Annotated in this window: 15 protein-coding genes; all 15 read left to right on the top strand. The window is 46.9% G+C overall.

What is annotated here, in order from left to right; translation table 11 throughout:
- Positions 1–18: 18 nt before the first annotated feature.
- The 15 genes from AC0NJP_RS04355 (at position 19) to AC0NJP_RS04285 (ending at position 18,282) form a co-directional block, all read left to right on the top strand.
- Positions 19–312, top strand: coding sequence for a zinc-ribbon domain containing protein (locus tag AC0NJP_RS04355; RefSeq protein WP_474038999.1), 294 nt, complete (start codon positions 19–21; stop codon positions 310–312).
- A 222-nt stretch (positions 313–534) separates the two neighbouring features.
- Positions 535–1,293: a basic amino acid ABC transporter substrate-binding protein gene (locus tag AC0NJP_RS04350; protein ID WP_474698900.1), complete on the top strand. Its 759-nt coding sequence runs from the start codon at positions 535–537 to the stop codon at positions 1,291–1,293.
- 195 nt (positions 1,294–1,488) lie between these two features.
- Positions 1,489–3,195: a ShlB/FhaC/HecB family hemolysin secretion/activation protein gene (locus tag AC0NJP_RS04345; RefSeq protein ID WP_474698899.1), complete on the top strand. Its 1,707-nt coding sequence runs from the start codon at positions 1,489–1,491 to the stop codon at positions 3,193–3,195.
- Positions 3,196–3,224: 29 nt separating this feature from the next.
- On the top strand, positions 3,225–3,968 hold the full coding sequence (locus AC0NJP_RS04340) for a polysaccharide biosynthesis/export family protein (RefSeq protein ID WP_474698898.1): 744 nt from the start codon (positions 3,225–3,227) through the stop codon (positions 3,966–3,968).
- 30 nt (positions 3,969–3,998) lie between these two features.
- Complete coding sequence (locus AC0NJP_RS04335) at positions 3,999–5,402, top strand: GumC family protein (RefSeq protein ID WP_474698897.1); 1,404 nt, start codon at positions 3,999–4,001, stop codon at positions 5,400–5,402.
- A gap of 31 nt (positions 5,403–5,433) precedes the next feature.
- Positions 5,434–6,108, top strand: coding sequence for a CpsD/CapB family tyrosine-protein kinase (locus tag AC0NJP_RS04330; RefSeq protein ID WP_474698896.1), 675 nt, complete (start codon positions 5,434–5,436; stop codon positions 6,106–6,108).
- Positions 6,109–6,124: 16 nt separating this feature from the next.
- Positions 6,125–7,066, top strand: a complete 942-nt coding sequence (locus tag AC0NJP_RS04325) for a glycosyltransferase family 2 protein (RefSeq protein ID WP_474698895.1) — start codon at positions 6,125–6,127, stop codon at positions 7,064–7,066.
- A gap of 9 nt (positions 7,067–7,075) precedes the next feature.
- Positions 7,076–8,308: an O-antigen ligase family protein gene (locus AC0NJP_RS04320; RefSeq protein ID WP_474699127.1), complete on the top strand. Its 1,233-nt coding sequence runs from the start codon at positions 7,076–7,078 to the stop codon at positions 8,306–8,308.
- On the top strand, positions 8,308–9,531 hold the full coding sequence (locus AC0NJP_RS04315; RefSeq protein WP_474698894.1) for a glycosyltransferase: 1,224 nt from the start codon (positions 8,308–8,310) through the stop codon (positions 9,529–9,531). The genes AC0NJP_RS04320 and AC0NJP_RS04315 overlap by 1 nt, the downstream gene beginning before the upstream one ends.
- Positions 9,495–10,886 carry a glycosyl hydrolase family 28-related protein gene (locus AC0NJP_RS04310; RefSeq protein WP_474698893.1) on the top strand — a complete coding sequence of 464 codons (1,392 nt, stop codon included), beginning with the start codon at positions 9,495–9,497 and terminating at the stop codon, positions 10,884–10,886. The genes AC0NJP_RS04315 and AC0NJP_RS04310 overlap by 37 nt, the downstream gene beginning before the upstream one ends.
- Before the next feature lie 12 nt (positions 10,887–10,898).
- Positions 10,899–12,254 (top strand): sugar transferase, encoded by a 1,356-nt coding sequence (locus tag AC0NJP_RS04305; RefSeq protein WP_474698892.1) that lies wholly within the window; start codon positions 10,899–10,901, stop codon positions 12,252–12,254.
- 91 nt (positions 12,255–12,345) lie between these two features.
- On the top strand, positions 12,346–13,485 hold the full coding sequence (locus AC0NJP_RS04300; RefSeq protein ID WP_474698891.1) for a glycosyltransferase family 4 protein: 1,140 nt from the start codon (positions 12,346–12,348) through the stop codon (positions 13,483–13,485).
- Between the two features lie 5 nt (positions 13,486–13,490).
- Positions 13,491–14,894 carry a lipopolysaccharide biosynthesis protein gene (locus AC0NJP_RS04295; RefSeq protein ID WP_474698890.1) on the top strand — a complete coding sequence of 468 codons (1,404 nt, stop codon included), beginning with the start codon at positions 13,491–13,493 and terminating at the stop codon, positions 14,892–14,894.
- A gap of 198 nt (positions 14,895–15,092) precedes the next feature.
- A complete protein-coding gene (locus AC0NJP_RS04290; protein WP_474698889.1) occupies positions 15,093–17,963 on the top strand; it encodes a two-partner secretion domain-containing protein in 2,871 nt (956 codons plus the stop codon).
- A gap of 91 nt (positions 17,964–18,054) precedes the next feature.
- Positions 18,055–18,282 carry a hypothetical protein gene (locus AC0NJP_RS04285; protein WP_474698888.1) on the top strand — a complete coding sequence of 76 codons (228 nt, stop codon included), beginning with the start codon at positions 18,055–18,057 and terminating at the stop codon, positions 18,280–18,282.
- The last annotated feature ends 16 nt before the right edge of the window (positions 18,283–18,298 follow it).

Here is an 18,298-nt window from a genome sequence, read left to right as displayed (position 1 = left end):
GATAAGGGGATATCGGTTATGGCATTTGAAGACAAAACGCTGAAGTGCAAAGATTGTGGAAGTGATTTTATTTTCACGGCTGGAGAGCAAGAGTTTTATGCAGAAAAAGGTTTTGAAAATGAACCGGCACGCTGCCGCGATTGCCGTAATAGCCGCAAACGCAGCCGGGAAGGCGGCGATTATCAAGCTCCTCAACGTGAGATGCATGAAGTTGTGTGCGCTGAATGCGGTCAAGTGACGCAAGTGCCGTTTAAACCTCGCAACGACCGTCCAGTTTATTGCCGCGATTGCTTTAATGGCAAAAGAGGCTAATTACTTTTCGCAATTATAACATATTATACCCGACGTATTGTCGGGTTTTTTTATGTCCGTTTCCAAAGTGGTAGTGAAAAATGAGCGTTAATATAGTAATAAGGTAATTTAGTAAAGACAAGTAAATAAAAATTCTCGGTATAGTGGACTTTTTCTTGATTTTTTATGCATATATATTGTATAATTAATTACATGAAAAATAAAAGTTGGAGGGGTTTTTTAATGCGGTCAAAATGGATGCTCGTAATGGTGGGGGTTTTGGCGGTGGCTCTGCTCGGCGGTTGCGGCAAGAGTGAAGCGCCGAAGACGTTAAAGGTCGGTATGGATGCGGCTTTTGCACCCTTTGAATTCCAAGATGATAAGAGCAAGGAATTTGTTGGTTTTGATGTGGATTTAATGAAAGCAATTGGCAAGCAAATGGGTGTGCAGGTAGAATTTCAGAATATGGGCTTTGATGCACTGATTCCGGCGCTTGACAGCAATACGATTGACGTAGCTGCTTCCGGCATGACGATTAAGGAAGAAAGAAAAGGAAAAGTAAATTTCTCAGCGCCTTATTATCAGTCCGGTTTAACAATTATTGTTAAAAAAGACAATACGACAATTCAATCTTTTAAAGACTTAGAAGGCAAGAAAATTGGTGTACAGATTGGTACAACTGGTGCTGATGAAGCCAAAAAAATTGCGAATGCCCAAGTGCGTGAATTCAATACACCGCCTGACGCTTTTATTGAGCTGAAAAACGGCGGCGTTGATGCAGTTATTAATGATCTTCCTGTTAACCAGTATTACATTAAACAGACTGGCGGCAGTGAAGCTAAAATGGTCGGCGATTTACTCCATGCGGAGGATTACGGGATTGCTGTAGCTAAGAAAAACACGGAACTGGCTAAAAAGATTGATGATGCTTTAGCAGCGATCAAGAAAAATGGCGAGTATGATAAAATTTATGAAAAATGGTTCGGAGCTAAAAATAAATAATTTGCAGTATTAATAGAATACTGTTAAACAAGCAAGAGCTTATGCGGCATAGAAATGCCCATAGGCTCTTTTTTTATTTTTATATGGAAAAAATTTCAAAATAAATGGTAAAAGATGGAAGGATAACTGCGTTACATGGCGAAGTTATCTATATTACAAAATATGGAATTTGATCTAAGCTGTTTTTAAGGGAGGATGAAATCGTTGCAGCGATTGTCAAGGCTGAACCAAACAAAATTATGGCTGTGTCTTTGGGGGAGTTCTTTTTTAGCGATTCTGAATTGTCCCATGGCAGTGGCAGCGCAAGATCTTACTCAATCGCATCCTGGTGATGGTTTGCAGCTCAATGCATCGCTTCGGCAAAAACCGTCCAGTGAGCTAGGAAACACGCTGCAGCGAGAAGGTCTGCAGCAGCCAAGTTCGCAGCAAACCGGCGATTCTTCCCAGGACTCGGCGGCAAGCGGAAAAATGACATTTTTTCTAGCAAGACTTGATGTTGATCCGTCAACTATTTTATCGCCAACTGATATCCGGTCTGTTGTCAGCGGCTACGAAGGGCGGTTGGTGACGCTACAGGAGGTTTCTGAAGCTGTTGACAAGTTGAATGACTTGTATCGCCGTACGCCTGCCTATATTGCTAGGGCTTTGTTATTGCCGCAGACCATTGATAAGGGGGTCGTTCACATTGCTTTGGTGGAAAGTCGTGTTGGCTCTGTCCGCTTCGATAAAACTTTGCCGCAAACGGAGCAGTCTTATGTTTTAAAGCATCTCAAGGTACAAGCCGGAAGTCTTCTCAATCTTGATCAGCTGGAAGCGAATTTAATTCGCTTTAATAAGACGAATCAAACGCAGCTTACGGCGGCTTTGCGTCGAGGCGAATCTTTTGGTACGACTGATATTTTACTGCAGGCAAGTGATACGCCTTCGGCGTCGGTGGTTTTATACAGTGACAACGGCGGAACTGAGACGAGCGGCGAATATCGGCTAGGGGTTGATACGTCGTGGCATCATCTTTTTACACGAGAAGACGAACTCGCTGTGAATGTGAGTCATTCCCGCGGGAATACGGGTGGCAGTGTGGCTTACGAGTTGCCTGTCGGTACAGACGGAACCCGGCTCGGAATGAGTTACAGTAAAAACCAAAATGATGTAGTATCAGGCGTTTTTCAAAGTTTGCAGATTCGCGGCCATTCCTCTGACCTTGCGCTGACATTGAATCGTCCGCTCGTAACGACAGCTACGGATAAAACGACGCAGTATTTCGAGCTTCACGAAAAAAAAGCCGATACGTATTTGCTAGGCGATGCCATTCTGGCTTATACAGCAAGAAGCTTCACAACGGGGTGGTCTAGTCAGAAAAACGATAGTAACGGACTTGTGTATCATCGCTTTGATGTTACACGGGGCTATACCGTGGATACTAGTGATGGGAGCTCAGAAAGCCGAGCTTATTATACGAAGGCTAATTTATCCTGGGTTCGCCAGTTGCCCCTTGACGAGCAGCATGGCTGGCTCTTTCGCGTTTCTGGTCAATGGAATTTTCAGCCGTCGGTGCATCTGCCCTCAACAGATGTATTTTCTCTAGGTGGATTTTCGTCCGTGCGCGGCTATAAGGAAGGAGAACTAAGCGGTGACAGGGGCTACTTTATCAGTACAGAGTATCATTTTCCCTTGGCGTCCTGGGAGGGAGTTCTGTTTTTGGATCATGGCGGCGTTTTTTCCTATGATGTATCGTCCATTACGAATAACCGCGACTGCTATATGACAAGCTTGGGCGTTGGTGTGATTGCCAGCTTTGGCAAAAATGTAGAAGCCCAAGTCTTTTGGGGGAGGCCCGTAGGCGGGGGGAAATATGCTGGAAGCGGTCGTTTTCATTTCTTATTGCAGTATCGTTATTTTTAGACGGTTGTGCCGCGAAAGGAGAAAAGCTTATGAAAATTAGACGATTTCTTGTTGCTTGTTGCGTCTGTTCTTTTATGACGGTAAGCAATGTAGCAAGTGGCGCCGCCGCCTATGTTCTTGAACCAGGCGATGTGTTAGCTGTTAGTGTTTATGGCTATAATGAGCTGTCCTTGAAAGAGGTAGTAATTCAGCCTGATGGCATGATTGCGGTCCCTTTGGCGGGACAAGTCCAGACGGAGAATCTTACGGCAAGCGAGTTTGCTGCTGTGCTGACAGAGCGTTTAGAACGCTATTTGGAACAGCCGTTGGTTACGGTCAATCTACTACGACGTCAGCCCATCAAGGTCAGTGTGCTTGGCGAGGTGTATCATCCTGGCTATTACAGTCTGGAACGAGGGGGAACATTACTCGATGCCTTGAGTATGGCTTCTGGTTGGACCAAAGACGCCGCGAAAACTAAAATCATGTTATTTCACAAAGCTCAGTTTATGACGTTGACTACACAAGGAGCATCGCAACAGGCTAAAGTTACGCAACATGATGTCAATGTGTCAGCACTACCACAGTTAAATTCAAGTGAGGAGCAGTTTGCAGCCGTACCGCCGATTAATTTGCTGGATATGCTGCAAAAGCAGGATTTTCGGCAGAATTATACCCTGAAGGACGGCGATGTTATCTATGTGAGTAGCAATCATCGCGTAGATTTGATTCGCGATATTCTTCCCTTTGTCTATCCCTTCTATTTACTTCATCATTGGGAAAAAGAACCCTGATTTTACGCAAAGAAAGGTGCGAAATCATTCATGTATAGTGACGGCAGACTAGAAGTAAGTGATCTGGCTCAAATTCTGGTGCGACGGCGTAAGGTGATTGCCATGACTGTCGGTGGTTGTTTGCTGGCCGCTTCTATAGCCAACTGTTTTTTGCCTACGCAGTATGAGTCCAATGTGAATTTGCGGGTGAAATACAGTCGTAGTTTAAATGACGGGATTGGCACTTTATCGCAAGAAGAAGTCATGCGCCAGCAGATTTATACCTATGCGGAAATTATTAAAGGAAAAACTGTTGTCGAGGCGGCCATCGCCAAGGTATATAGTGATGTTCCTGAGGCTGAGCGTCCTGACTATGACAGTGTGAGTAAGCGAATTGAAGCAGTTCCCTTGAAAAATACGGAAATTCTGACTGTATCTGTTCAGGGGAAGACGCCGGAAGAAGCGCAGGCATTGGCCAATGCCCTGGTGGATACGTTGCTCCTTCGTCTTACTGACATTGTACGGGCTGAAGGTCGCGAGACGAAAAATTTTATCGGTCAGCGTCTCGATGAGGCGAAAGCCAATTTGGATGCTCTTGAAATGGCCATCGTGACTTATAAAGAAAGTCATCAGGCCTATTCGGTCAATGATCAAACCAAAAATTTGTTAGATCGGCAAACGGCTTTAAGAAAGATGATCGTAGAGAATCAGATGGCCGTAAACAATGGAGAAGCGAAGCTCGATGGGGTAAATCGGCAGCTTGCGCAAGAAGATCCGGATTTTGTTGGCGATAGCCCTTTGATTCAGCAGTATAAAAGTAAGTTGGAAGAAATGGATGTCGAGCTGATTTCGCTACGAAAAACTTATAAGGAAAATCATCCTAAAGTGCAGAGTCTGCAGGCCGGTATTAAGGGACTGCAAGATAAACTGGCAGGGGAAATTGATAAGGTTGCCAGTGACAAGGCGCCTTCTAGTAATCCTATTCACGTGGGACTTGTGCAGGGTAAGCTGCAGGCCGAGGTGGAAGCAGCTGGCGCCAGAGCAAGGCAGTCGGCTTTGCATAGTGAAGCGCAGCGACTTACGGCCGAACTGATGAGCCAGCCTGTCAAAGAAGAAGGGCTGGCAAAGCTCTTGCGTGACAGCGCTGTTGCCGAGCAGTCTTATTTGAATTTAGCCAAGAACTATGATCAGGCCCGGATTGATGAGGTGAAAGAACCGACCAATGTGCAGATTGTGGATCCGCCTGATTTGCCGATCAAAGCAAGTAAGCCGAAGAAATGGCTCAATCTGGTCATGGGACTTTTGGGCGGTCTGTTTATCGGTGTTGCCGCTGCTTTTCTTACCGAAGCTTTTGGCAAAACCATTGATACGACAGCCGAGGGCGCTGCATACTTAGGTCTGCCGGTGCTTGGAGCGATTCCTGAACCTGTGTCGCGCCAGGGAAAACAGTCTTAGCTTTGCATTGAATTTTTTGGGAGGTCTTATTATGAGGCATTTTGCATATCGTCTTCTTATGGACCGCGAGCAGTCGCCGCAGGCTGAAGCCTTTCGGTCGTTCCGGCTTATTTTAGAGGATACAGCGCAGCGGGAAGCGCTAAAAACGATTCTCTTTACAGGGACCCATCAAAGCGATGAATATGCCATGACCGCAGCGAATGTAGCGGTGGCTCTCGCCTATGCGGGAAAACGCGTTTTGCTGGTAGACGCTAACCTGCGCAGTCCCTCTTTGTACCGCTTATTTCATGTGCCTAATACGGGCTTGATCGAACTGCTTCAAAGCGGTAAAAGCGCTCAGGCAATGCTCCAACCGTCGCATTTGAAGCGACTTACGCTGTTGCCAAGCGGTTGTTCCGCCGAGCCGCCCATGAGTCTTTTGGCGAGGCCGCGCCTCACCGAAATTTTAAGCGAGCTAAAACAAAGCTTTGATTATGTGCTGATTCACAGTGCGCCGCTGCTTGTTACGGCAAGCGATATCGTATCTGACGCCTGCCTTTTAGCGGCAAAAACTGACGGCGTTATTTTGCTTGTTGAGGCTTGCTCCGTCAAAGCGACAAAAGCGAAGAAAGCGGCGGAAATGCTGCAGGGAACTCGTGCGAAGCTACTAGGCTTGTTAATGACACGCGTAAAATTAGCAGATGCTTTTTTTCAGGGAGCAATGTAGAAGCGGAGGGAACGTTTTGGCTTATTTTACAATTATCATTCCTGTCTTTAATCGGGAAAAAGAAGTGGTAAGAGCCATTGAAAGCTGTCTGAAGCAGTCCTTTGATGATTTTGAAGTGCTTGTTGTCGATGACGCCTCCACAGACCAGTCGGCTGATGTGGCGGGGGCGATTTCAGATTATCGCATTCGTTTGATTCGCCATCGACAGAATCAGGGAGTTTGTCCGGCGCGCAATACGGGGATTGACTATAGTCAGGGGGAATGGCTGTTGTTTCTTGATAGTGATGATGAATTGCTACCAGACGCTTTGCTGAAAATCCGTCAGGAAACGCTGCGCTGTCCTGAAATAATTGAACGACTGGGCTTTCTCTATCGTCGCGATGATGGCAGAGTATCGCCAGAACCCGTTTTCGGCGCTACAGTGCTCAATTATGAATCTTTTTTGCGCTGGCGCGACAGCGTCGGACTGAGCGATTTTTTTCATTGCGTTCGTCGGCGTTCCTTAGAAAAGGTGCGCTTTTCCCGCGGTCGGGCCTATGAAGAAACGTACTTACTAGATTTTGCGCAAAACTATCAGACACGGATGATTCCCGAAGTGGTTGCTCTCGTTCATTTAACGAGTGCAAATCGTGCTAGCAACGTATCGATTTGGCAGCGATCCGAAGGCTTTTTGCGTGATGCGCCAGATCAAGCCCACGATACGGCCTATATTTTAAGTCGACATGGACCTGCTTTGAAGCGTTATGCGCCGAAGTGGTATCGGATTTTTCGTCAGGGAGCGCTGTTTTATTCCTTTTTAGCGCGCAATCGTTTGGCAGGGTTCAAGCTAGCCCTAGCTTATCTACAGGAGTATCCCTGGCAGAAAAACGGTTGGCTTATCGCTTTTGCCGGACTTGTAAGTCCGCGATTGCTGGCGCTCATGCGCGCTTGGGAGACACAACGGCGGGAGGTGCTCTGATTGGTGTCGATGCTTGAGGCTCATTCGAAACCCTTTGCCATGAAAGGTCGTACTATGATCTTTCTTAGCGTACTTCTGGCTGTTCTGCTAGGCGTTTTAACTCTCAATGCTCTTACTGAAGAGCAGGGCCATTTTAGTTTACTACGCTTCGCTGTGGCGGGTCTTTATGGTTATATTGTTTTGTTTTTGACCGGATTTTCTCTAGGGAGTATAACGCGAAAAGCGATGGTCGTACTATTTTTGTGGTTGTTTTTTTCGTTGCTGTCGCTACTTTCTGCTCTTTCTAATCAGGATGATTTATTTGGCGAGGTTTGGCAGCTGTTTGGTGTACCGGTCATTTTCTTTTTGGGCTTTCCATATTTGACGGGGCCGCGCGGGCGCCTCATTTTAGCTTGGGGACTTGTGCTAGCTTTTGCCGCTTATCTAGTGGCGTCATTGGCGTTATATCCTGTAACAACATCCTATTACAAAGGCGTATTTGTGAATGCCAACACCATGGGACTCATTCTGGTTGCGTTGTCTGCGGGGCTGTTTGGCCTGCTGCGCGGGCGGATTGCGACTGAGCAAACTCTAAGGCAAGGTTGCGTAACAGCTGCTTTGGTTTTGGCGCTTGGCGCTTCGGTCCTGCTAATCATTTTTACGGGATCGCGTACTAGTTTTTTAGCTTTTTTGGCAATGGCTGGCTTATTTTATGGGACTTTGCTTTTGGATCGTGCGAAACAATGGCGCTGGCTATGGGGGGTTAGCGGGTTTGCCGTACTTTGTAGCGGTATCGTTCTGTTGTTGGTTTTGGGCGGGATACATGAAGGAATTTTTGCTACGATGACCGATAAGTTTGCTTCGAATCCAGATCAGACACTGCTTTCCGGCCGCGAATTTGTGTGGCGCCAAGTTTTTGCCGAAGCTGAGGTCTTGGGGCATGGAAATCAGTATTTTACGGCCCAGGTCGGTATTTTAGCTCATAATGTTTATCTGGCTGTTTTGGGAACGAAGGGGATTTTCGCGTTTGCATTGCTGGTTTTCTTCCACGGATTGGTATGTTTTTTAGCCTTTTGGCAAACTATAGAAAAAGTCCAGTTTGATGGTTATTGCGCCGTGCCCTTGTTCGTCATGATTGCTTATTTGCTCATTGGGCTGACGGAAAGCGTCGGCGGCATTTTGGGCAATGGGCTTCATGCGGCTTTTTTATTGGCTGTGGGGCTTACGATAGCTAGAGAAGAAACAGAGAGTAGGCGAGGTTGATGAAAGTACTGTTTACCCATGATCATAAGTTTTATAAGGATGAGAAAGGCCTTTACTATTCTGATGGACAGTATCCCTACAGGTTATGGCGGCGCTATCTCGAGGTTTTCGATGAGATTGTTGTGGCGGCTCGCGTACGCTCTTTAGGAAAAACGGAAGAACGGCAGTATCTTGATTTGTCAAGCGGCCCTAAGGTTCGCTTTGTCGAGATTCCTTCGGTGAGCAGTCCGCTGGCCTGGCTGGGGGCGCGGCAGGAGGCTGTGAAACGACTGAGTGATGCATTAGTGCAGTGCGACGGACTGATTGCTAGGATTGGTGAGATTAGTCGCTTGGCGGCGCCGTTAGCAAGGAAGCAGAAGAAACCCTGGCTGGCCGAGGTTGTGTATTGTCCCTTTGACGCTCTCTGGAATCATGGCTCTTGGCAGGGGAAACTTTATGCTCCCTACGCCTATTGGGCTACACGTCGAATGGTAGAAAAAGCGCCTTATGCCTTGTATGTTACGAAGGAGTTTTTACAGAAACGCTATCCCTCTTACGGTGAGACTGTAAGCTGTTCCGACGTCCAGTTGGCCGATGAAGCGCCTTATGTGCTGGAACGGCGTCTGTTACGGCTGAGCCTTGCAGCGGCGCCTGTTAAAAAAATTGGCTTGATCGGGACACTCGCAAATCACATGAAAGGCGTTCATGTTGCCTTACAAGCGCTAAGTTATTTAGCGAAAGACCGCGATGATTTTTCATTTCAAGTACTAGGCGGCGGCGATCCGGCGCCTTGGCAAAAGCTAGCCGAACAATATGGGATCGGCGATCGTACCGTTTTCTGCGGTACGCTGCCTCACGGTACAGCCGTCAATGAGTGGTTGGACCAGATTGATCTCTACATTCAACCTAGTTTTCAAGAGGGACTGCCACGTGCTTTGTTGGAAGCTATGGGGCGGGGCTGTCCAGCTCTTGGTTCCACCGCCGGGGGCATCCCCGAGCTTCTGCCGCCTAGCTGTTTACACAAACCTGGCGACAGTATGGCTTTAGCGGCGGGAATTGGCGCAGCTTTGGATAATTCAGCCTGGTGCTCAAATCAGGCTAAGCGTAATTTTACCTTGGCGGCAGCGTATCGGCCATCTGTACTTGATCCTTTACGGCAAAATTTTTGGCGGTGTTTTTCGCAGGCTGCGGCCAAGGAGGATTTTTTATGTCAATCTCAGCCAAGTCAGTGGCAAAATGGCTAATCACGTTAGCTCTTGCTGCGGTCTTTACCGCCGGTTGTACCACCTTGGCGGCTAAGTTATCGCCAGAAGAAGAACAGCTGCAAGCAGGGCTTGATCAGGATGTAATCAGAGCGCCGCTGCCAACGGTACCGTCAGATGCACTGAATGCGAAGAATTTCGGTGCGTTGGGTGATGGGATTCATGATGATACGGCGGCGCTGCAGCACGCTGTCGATGAGGCGGCAAATAACGGTAAAAGTCTTTGGATTCCGCCGGGAAATTACCTTGTTGACGCTCTAACGTCACTTAAGCTGCGCGATCATAGTCGACTTTATCTGACAGAGCGGACTACGCTCCAGGCTAAGCCAAATAGGGCGGCTTTTTATGCGGTGATGTCCATTGAAAATGTGCAGGATGTAATGGTGTTTGGCGGGACTATCTGTGGCGATAGACAGCGGCATCAGGGAACAGATGGTCAATGGGGAACTGGTTTGTTTATTTCGGGCAGTCGAAAGGTCCTGGTGCAGGGGATTACAGCCAAGGCATGCTGGGGCGATGGGGTTTATATCGGAACAGAGGTCTTTACAGGGCCCGGTACCTGGAAACAGCTCAATGCTGTGCCAGAAGACATAACGTTAATGGATGTTACGGCTAGCGGCAATCGCCGTCAGGGAATTTCCCTTATTGCCGGGAGGAATGTGACGCTCCTACGGCCTGTTTTAACAAGTACGCAAGGACAGGACCCTGAGGGGGGGCTGGATTTGGAGCCGAATCGGCCGAGCGACAGCTTAGAACATGTTGTCATAACTGATCCGATTACGGCCCAAAATGCCGGAGCCGGTATTCAACTTTTGCTTGGTAATTTAGCCGGATCGACTGTACCAGTATCAGTGGAAATTAAAAATCACCATGATTTTGGCAGTAAACGCGGCTTGAGTATTGTTGGCAGAGATGAAATTATCGTAGGCAGAGTGCAAGTTGCAGGCGCTTTATGGGAAAATAACAGGCTGAACGGTCTTAAAATCGAGAATCATGACAGCCGTTCCTATTATATTGACCTTGCCAACACTCATGTTATTAATGCGAATCGGAGTGGTCTGAAGGGGGCAAATGTTGACGGCGCGGCTATCGCTATTGTCCATAAAACAGGGAATGTTCCGGGAAGAACTGCTTGTATTGGCCGGATTACTCTCAGCAATCCTTTGATTGAGGAGCAAGGTTCTTTGCGTTTAACAACAGCTCCTTTTTATATTTGGGATTGCCAAGCGGGTTATCAGATTAGAGAGCTTGTGATCGATCATCCGGTTCTGGGAGGGGTATTACAGGGGATGCCTTATTATGAAAACGTACTCCCCTTTATTCAAGATCCATCATGAGGAGGACAGTTCATGCGACAGAAATTTCCTTGTTTGCTAAAAACTTTGGTAGTGTTTATTGACATAGCGCTAATGGCGACAGCTTATTACGGCGCTCCCGTACTATTTGGCAGCGGGACCAAGTCTGCTGCAACTGCTGTATACCGTGATATGATTCCCTTGCTGCTCGGTGTGACACTGCTGTTGTTTCGGGCTAACGGCCTTTTTGCAACCTTGCGTAAAACCTATAGCGAAGTGGCCTTGGGACTGGTTATGTCGTTAGGTAATGTAGCGGCAGGAGTTCTGCTATTAAGCTTGTTCTTGCCAGATTTTAACTCGCTACGATTTTTGTTTGTGACGGCTCTATTGACACAGTTCGTTGTTTTGACTTTTTGGCGCTATCTTTGCTGGCGCTTTGATCAGGCTGTCATGCGGTCTCGCACCTTGCTACTTTTAGGTTCCGCCGCCGAAAGCGAACGGATTGTCTCGCGGCTGGCTTTGCAAGGCCATTTACATGATCAGGTCAAGTATGTCTGTCATAATTGGGCTGCTAGAAAATGGGAGAAGCTCGCTGACCAAGTCGATGTTATTGTTGCCTGTGCCAGTCTACCGCTTACTGTAAAGGCGCAGGTAATTGATTTTTGTCAGCGCGAGAATAAACAAGTTTTTCTTGTCCCTGTCTTTTATGACCTAATTTGTCATCAAGGCTTTCTCGACAAAATGGATGATATCCCCTTTTTTCGTCCTCGTTATCTTCAGCCTACGTTAGAGCAGCGCTGTCTTAAACGGATTTTTGATATGGCTTTTTCCGCTGTGGCCCTGTTGTTCCTTTCGCCTCTATTGCTTATTGTTGCTGCAGCGATTAAATGGGATAGCAAGGGGCCGGTATTTTACGGTCAAATTCGCTGCGGCCGCGATGAAAGACCTTTTATGGTTTATAAGTTTCGCACGATGCGCCGTGATGCCGAAGCGGTTAGTGGCCCTGTCATGGCTAGTGAAAAGGATCCGCGGATTACCTTAGTGGGAAGTTTCCTGCGGGCAACGCGTCTTGATGAAATTCCTCAATTTGTCAATGTTCTTTTAGGTCAGATGAGTATTGTAGGGCCGCGGCCAGAGCGCCCCTTTTTTGTAGAAAAATTTAAGCAGGAATTATCTTCCTATACCTATCGCCACCGTGTAAAACCGGGAATTACCGGCTTGGCGCAGATTTATGGCAAGTATAATACGACAGCTGGCGATAAGCTCACATATGATTTGTTATATATTCAGAATATGAATCTGGTTACTGACGTAAAAATTATGCTTCAAACTTTTCGGGTCCTTGTTTCGAAGCAAAGCACTGAAGGGGTGGCGGCTAAACCGATACAGGAAGCGGCCTATCGTAGCTAAGGTAAGGACTACAGGCTGATTCATTGGGGTAGATCAGGCCAAGCGGTTGAAGCTAGATTGATTCATCTAATATGAATGAGAAGGTGAAAAAATGGGCGCTAGAAAGCTCCTATATGTGATTACAACAGGCAGTCTTGGCGGGGCGCAGCGTCATTTGGCTGATTTAATTTCCTGTCTGCCCGCTTCTTATGAAGTTCATGTGGCGCTCGGACAGAGCGGCTGGCTGGGAGATCGTCTCGCCGCGGCGGGGGCTATTTTACATCTTTTGCCTGAACTTGTGCAGCCTCTGGCGATGAAACAGGATATTCAAACCTTGTGGGAATTGAAAAAGTTGATTCAGACGCTTCAGCCTGATCTGATTCACTGTCATTCTAGTAAAGCTGGGTTTTTAGGTCGGCTGGCTGGACGATTTTCGGCAACACCTGTCGTATTTACAGTTCACGGCTGGGCTTTTACAGAAGGGATCTCTTGGCCGAAGCGCCTAATTTACCGCCTGGCGGAGCAGATCGCTGCCGCGGGGACCAGTCGTTTTATTTGTGTGTCTGATTATGATAGACAATTAGGGGTTCGGGCGATGCCAGGCTGTCGTCATAAAATGTTGACAATTCATAATGGTGTTGAGGCGCAGCGTCAGTTGTCGTGTTTGAGTCAAAACCAGTCTGGTCGGGCGCTGCGGTCAAGCAGTGATCCGGTTCGATTGGTTATGGTGGCCCGCTTTAATCAGCAGAAGGATCAGGCTTTGCTGCTTCAAGCCTTGGCAAAGCTCTTGAAACGGGAAGTTTTGGCGGAGGTTTCTTTTGTGGGCGATGGGCCGACGCTGCCTGAGGCGACGACTTTGGCGGCAAAGCTTGGCATTACGGATCAAGTTCATTTTCTCGGTGCGCGTGATGATGTAGTAGCTATTTTGGCTGAACAGGATGTTTTTGTGCTGGCAAGTAAATGGGAGGGGTTTCCCATTAGTATTTTGGAGGCCATGCGTCAAGGCTTGCCTGTAATTGCTTCTGATGTGGGCGGTGTAAAGGAAGCTGTGACTGATCGCGAAACAGGGTTTCTTACGCCGCGGGGTGATTTGACTGCCTTAGCATCACGTCTTTGGGAGCTGTGTCTCAATCCCAGACTGCGAATTCAGTTTGGTCAGGCTGGGCGGCGGCGCTATGAACAGGAGTTTACTTTGCCGCTTATGGCAGAAAAAACGTTGCAGGTCTATGAACAAGTTTTGCTGGGAAGGTGATGCTCATGACTTTATTGGTGGGCCGCTTTGCCCGCTCTTCTTTGGCCTATCTGATTGGCACTGTTTTTAGCAAGTTAACCGTTTTTTTTCTCATACCGTTGTATACTCGCTATATTTCGTCAGCTGATTATGGGTACTATGATGTGACACTAGCCTACCTTAATTTATTTACGTCTGTTTTGTTTCTTGATATTTGGGCGACTGTGCTACGATTTATGTTTGATCACAGCGATAAGAAGGGGAAATATTCAGCAGTCAGTAGCGGTCTTGTTATTTTATGGGGATCTTTCTGCCTCTATGGGATTTGCGGTGTATTGCTGTTTTGTTATTGTGACATACCTTACCTGGGTTTATTGCTGCTCTATGGCTTTGCCTATTGCTGGCAAAGTTTTTATACGTTTGTGGCCAGAGGCTTTGGGGAAAATACGTTATTTGCTGTTTCCGGCATGGTAAACAGTTTTATCATGGCAGCTGCCAGTGTGTTTTTTCTAGCTGTTTTAAAGCTTGGCTATGGCAGTTTGTATCTGGCCATGCTACTAGGGTTGATTGGACAACTCCTGTTGCTGGAAGGAAAGCTGGCTCTGCGTCATCATGTGAGTTGGCGTTGCAGTTGTCCCCAGGAGATTCGGTCGATGCTTGTTTTTGCCTTGCCCCTTTGTTTCAACTCTCTTGGTTACTGGTTTTTAACAGACTATAATCGCACTGTCATTTTTCATAAGCTGTCGCCTGAGGCGAATGGTCTGTTTTCACTGGCGGGAAAATTCCCGTTGGCCCTTTTACTTATCTCATTATGCTTTCAATTGGCTTGGCAGGAGACGGCTTTTGCCAAGAGTGACGCTAGCGAAACCTTTTATAGTAAGGCAGGTGGCTTCTTTTTACTGAGTCTGTTTTGTTGCGGCTCGCTGTGGTTGTCTTTTGTATCGTTAGTCTTTCCGTTTCTTGTCGATAGCGCTTATGCGGCAGCTAGGTCTTTGATTCCCTTGTATATGACAGCGATTCTGGCAAGTATCTATAATGGGTTTTTAGGTACTATTTTTACGGCGTTTAAAGCGACGAGGTTTTTGTTTCTATCAACTTTATGCGCCTGTATCGTCAATGTGGTTTTACTGCAGACTTTACTGGATTCGCTTGGCGTTATAGCAGCTCCCTTAGCCCTTGCCAGTGGTTACCTGACTAGCTCCTTTCTGCGGTTTTGGCGGCTAAAACGGACAATCCACTATGGCGATTGGCAAAGAAGTTCTTTGGCGGCCCTCGCCTTATTCGGTCTGTCCGCCTATGTTTTTTTACAGGGAACCTATGAGGCAAGTGGCTGTGTCTTGTTGGGGCAGCTGGTCTTGGTTTTTTGCCTATTTCGGCGGAAAGTGTTCGGTTTACTGGCAAAAGTCCGGGAAGTTACTTGCGAGAATTAATTAAATTACAAATAATGTAAATTGATAATTTACAAATAATGTAAAAGGGTTTATTCTTATATTGTCAGATTCTTTGTAAGATACGAGGATTTTTTTTACAGAACACGCATATTTTTTTCTCTTTTGATAATAGTATAAGATGGAAAATGATCAAGCTTTACTGACTAAAGAGGCTAAAGAAAAGGGAGCGGTAGGTAGATGCAAAGAGCATGGCGGCGTATGTGGGACAAAAATGTTAAGACGGGTGAAAAGAAAGTAGTACAGTGGCTTGTGGCAAGTGTAATTGTAACGGCCATGGCTACGGGCTACGCCAATCCTTCTGGTGGAACTGTCGTAGCAGGAAGCGGTTCGATCAAAGGGCAAGGCACATCTTTTGTTAAGATCAATCAAAGTTCCAATAAACTAGCGGTCAATTGGAACGCCTTTTCGGTTGGGACTGGCGAGCGAGTGCAGTTTAATCAGCCATCCAGTCAAGCTGTTGCTTTGAATCGTGTGGTTGGTTCAAATCCATCAGCAATTTTGGGGCAGATTACTGCTGACGGTAAAGTGATTTTAATCAATACGCGCGGTGTTTTATTTGGTAAGGATGCGCAAGTCAATGTAGGAGCTTTAACGGCTTCGACCAAAGACATTCAAGTTGCTGACTTTATGAAGGACGCTTACTCGCTTAATGGTGGCAGTGCGGCCATAACGAATCAAGGGACAATTCAAGCGGCCAATGGTCCGGTAGAACTGTGGGCGGCTGTCGTCAATAATGAAGGGAAAATCCAGGCTTCTGGCGTGACGGCTGCCGACGGCGTGATTCGTTTAGTTGGTAACTCCGTAAATTTAAAAGCTGGTTCGTCTCTCGCGGCTAGTGGCGATTTGATTTTAAAAGCTGGTGTCGATGGTAGTGGTGTCGGCACAGTGGCTATCGATTCTGGAGCCAAGGCTTCCGGCCAAAATGTACTGATTTTTTATAATCCTGTATCCTACTCCGATATAACAACGAAATCAGATACAAGCGGCAATCTCTATACCAGTAAGGTAAAAGTAGGTTCGGGAGGAACTCTCTCAGCCTATATGCTGGTGAATAATGCCGATAATTTGCAAAATGTTAATAGTAATCTGGCTGGTATTTATGCTTTAAGTCAAAATGTCGATCTTGGTAGCGGCGCGTTTGTACCGCTTGGCAATTTTACGGGTCGATTCGATGGTCAGAATTATAAAATCAGTAATTTGAAAATTTCATCTGATGCGGCTAATGTGGGATTATTCAGTAGCGCCCAAAATGCTACGCTTCGTAATATAACCCTTGACTCTGTTTCGCTTGCAGGCGGTGCCGATACAAACTACCTCGGCAGTCTGGTCGGTGTCGCTTCAAGCAGCTTGATTGATAATGTGACTGTTTGTGGGAATGTCGCCGTAAGGGGTAATGCGACAGGTTTTGGTTATGCGGCTGGCATTGCAGGTCGAGCCGATGGCAATACAGTTGTTCAAAATAGCAGCAACTATGCGTCTGTGACGGGTGCTGGCATACAGCGGCATGCGGCTGGTATTGTCGGAATGAACTATGGCGGCAGTGCGCTTTCCGGTGATGTAAACTATGGGCAGATTGCGTCGCAAGGGGACCAAAGCTATGCAGGTGGTCTTGTAGCCTATAACTATAACAATAGTATGATTAGAAATGGGGCAAACTTTGGTTCCGTAACAGGCGGCGTTTATGATCAAGATTATGTTGGCGGCTTAGTAGGGTCTAACTGGGAAGGTTCTATTGTAGAAGATAGTGTAAATTATGGTAATGTTAGCGGCGGTACGAATAGTAATATCGGCGGTCTGATTGGCGGCAATAAAGCGGGTGTTTTGTTTCAAAGTGCCAATAAAGGTCTTGTAACCGGCCAAAGCCGTTATATTGGCGGACTTGTGGGCGTAAATTATGGCGAAGGTCTAATTGACTCCAGCTTTAATAAAGGCAATGTATCAGGCGGTAGCAATTCCGATATTGGCGGACTTGTCGGGCATAATGTCAATAGTACCATTGTAAATAGTGCAAATCTTGGTAAAGTGGCTGATGATGCTGACGTAAGTACGCCGGCTGAGCCGCCTCTTTATGATACGAATGTACGAATGGATACGCATATGGGTGGAACGCGAAATTTGGGCGGACTTGTCGGCTATAGCGAGGGCAGCATTATTAAGAATGACGCTAATTACGGCGCTGTTACGAGCTCGCTTTCCTACAGCAATGTAGGCGGCGTTGTTGGTCTAAGCGCTGGAGATTCTTTAAGCTTCCTTGGAAACACGGCTGCCGTGACTGGGACCATGAATAGCAATATCGGCGGGATCGCTGGATTTGCCTATCTCAATTCAACGGTAAGAGATGTAGCAAATTCTGGCGAGGTGGCAGTTTCCGGCATCACTACCTATGATAGAAGCCAAAATTATGGCATAAACAGTAGTAGCAATGTGGGCGGCATTGTGGGTTGGCTCTATGGTACGGTAAGTAATAGTACGGCAAGCAATAGCACGGCAAGTAATGGCCCCACTACATTGGTGACAAATGCTGTGAATACCGGCAAAATTAGTGGCAGCGGCTGGCATCTAGGTGGCATTGCCGGTTTTAACACGAATTACGCTGCGATTCACGAGAGTAGTAATGCGGGCGCAGTAACAACCGATTCCCTTTATAGTTACGCTGGCGGTATTGTTGGCGCCAATTGTCAGGCTTCCATTTTTAACAGCGTCAATAGTGGTGCTATTACCAATCGGGCTGACTGTAGTTACGCTGGTGGGATTGCTGGTACTAACTGGTCTAACGCTGTTATTACTGATAGCCAAAATAACGGTGCGATTGTGGATCTCGGATTTTTTAGCAATGCTGGTGGCATTTCTGGCGCGAACGGTGCTGGGAGCTTACTGACCTACTCGTCTAATAACGGTATAATACGAGGCGGACAGGGCGCTGGAAGCCGGACTGGTGGTGTCGTTGCCTGGGATTATAATTCAACAGTGAAGGGATGCCAGGATGGGGGTTCTGTAACAGCTAGCGGCGGTGTTATCGGCAAGGTCGTAGGAAAAGAACAGTCCTAAATACTTTTGGATAAATTCTTACGGGGCTTGTGATAAGCAGTTAGACGAGAGTAAACACTTTCGTCTAACTGCTTTATTTAAGGATACTTCTTTGGCCGAAAAGTTATTGCTTGGTTGGAACGAAATGGAGGACGATAAGGTGAAACAGGGGATTGTTCTTATTGTGTTTATCGTGGCTTTTGCCGCTTTTTTAGCATCGCCGCCGCCGATTTTAGCAGCGCACGGAACGGCGACAATGCAAAACCATGATCGCAAAGTTATGATTATACAAGTGCCAAAACCAGCTGTTAGCGATGATTTTCAGATTGTTGGCCCGTGAAGGTACTACATTGCAG

It is taken from the genome of Pelorhabdus sp. sgz311002 (genome assembly GCF_056134285.1).
Note: the sequence above shows the minus strand (reverse complement) of the source record. Positions and strands in the feature narration are given on the sequence as shown.

Excerpts from the sequence above, each read along its gene's own strand:
- AC0NJP_RS04295 (WP_474698890.1), top strand. The coding sequence starts at position 13,491 with ATGACTTTATTGGTGGGCCGCTTTGCCCGCTCTTCTTTGGCCTATCTG.
- AC0NJP_RS04340 (WP_474698898.1), top strand. The coding sequence starts at position 3,225 with ATGAAAATTAGACGATTTCTTGTTGCTTGTTGCGTCTGTTCTTTTATG.
- AC0NJP_RS04335 (WP_474698897.1), top strand. The coding sequence starts at position 3,999 with ATGTATAGTGACGGCAGACTAGAAGTAAGTGATCTGGCTCAAATTCTG.
- AC0NJP_RS04330 (WP_474698896.1), top strand. The coding sequence starts at position 5,434 with ATGAGGCATTTTGCATATCGTCTTCTTATGGACCGCGAGCAGTCGCCG.
- AC0NJP_RS04315 (WP_474698894.1), top strand. The coding sequence starts at position 8,308 with ATGAAAGTACTGTTTACCCATGATCATAAGTTTTATAAGGATGAGAAA.
- AC0NJP_RS04305 (WP_474698892.1), top strand. The coding sequence starts at position 10,899 with ATGCGACAGAAATTTCCTTGTTTGCTAAAAACTTTGGTAGTGTTTATT.
- AC0NJP_RS04300 (WP_474698891.1), top strand. The coding sequence starts at position 12,346 with ATGGGCGCTAGAAAGCTCCTATATGTGATTACAACAGGCAGTCTTGGC.
- AC0NJP_RS04345 (WP_474698899.1), top strand. The coding sequence starts at position 1,489 with ATGAAATCGTTGCAGCGATTGTCAAGGCTGAACCAAACAAAATTATGG.
- AC0NJP_RS04290 (WP_474698889.1), top strand. The coding sequence starts at position 15,093 with ATGCAAAGAGCATGGCGGCGTATGTGGGACAAAAATGTTAAGACGGGT.
- AC0NJP_RS04355 (WP_474038999.1), top strand. The coding sequence starts at position 19 with ATGGCATTTGAAGACAAAACGCTGAAGTGCAAAGATTGTGGAAGTGAT.
- AC0NJP_RS04320 (WP_474699127.1), top strand. The coding sequence starts at position 7,076 with ATGCTTGAGGCTCATTCGAAACCCTTTGCCATGAAAGGTCGTACTATG.
- AC0NJP_RS04310 (WP_474698893.1), top strand. The coding sequence starts at position 9,495 with ATGTCAATCTCAGCCAAGTCAGTGGCAAAATGGCTAATCACGTTAGCT.
- AC0NJP_RS04350 (WP_474698900.1), top strand. The coding sequence starts at position 535 with ATGCGGTCAAAATGGATGCTCGTAATGGTGGGGGTTTTGGCGGTGGCT.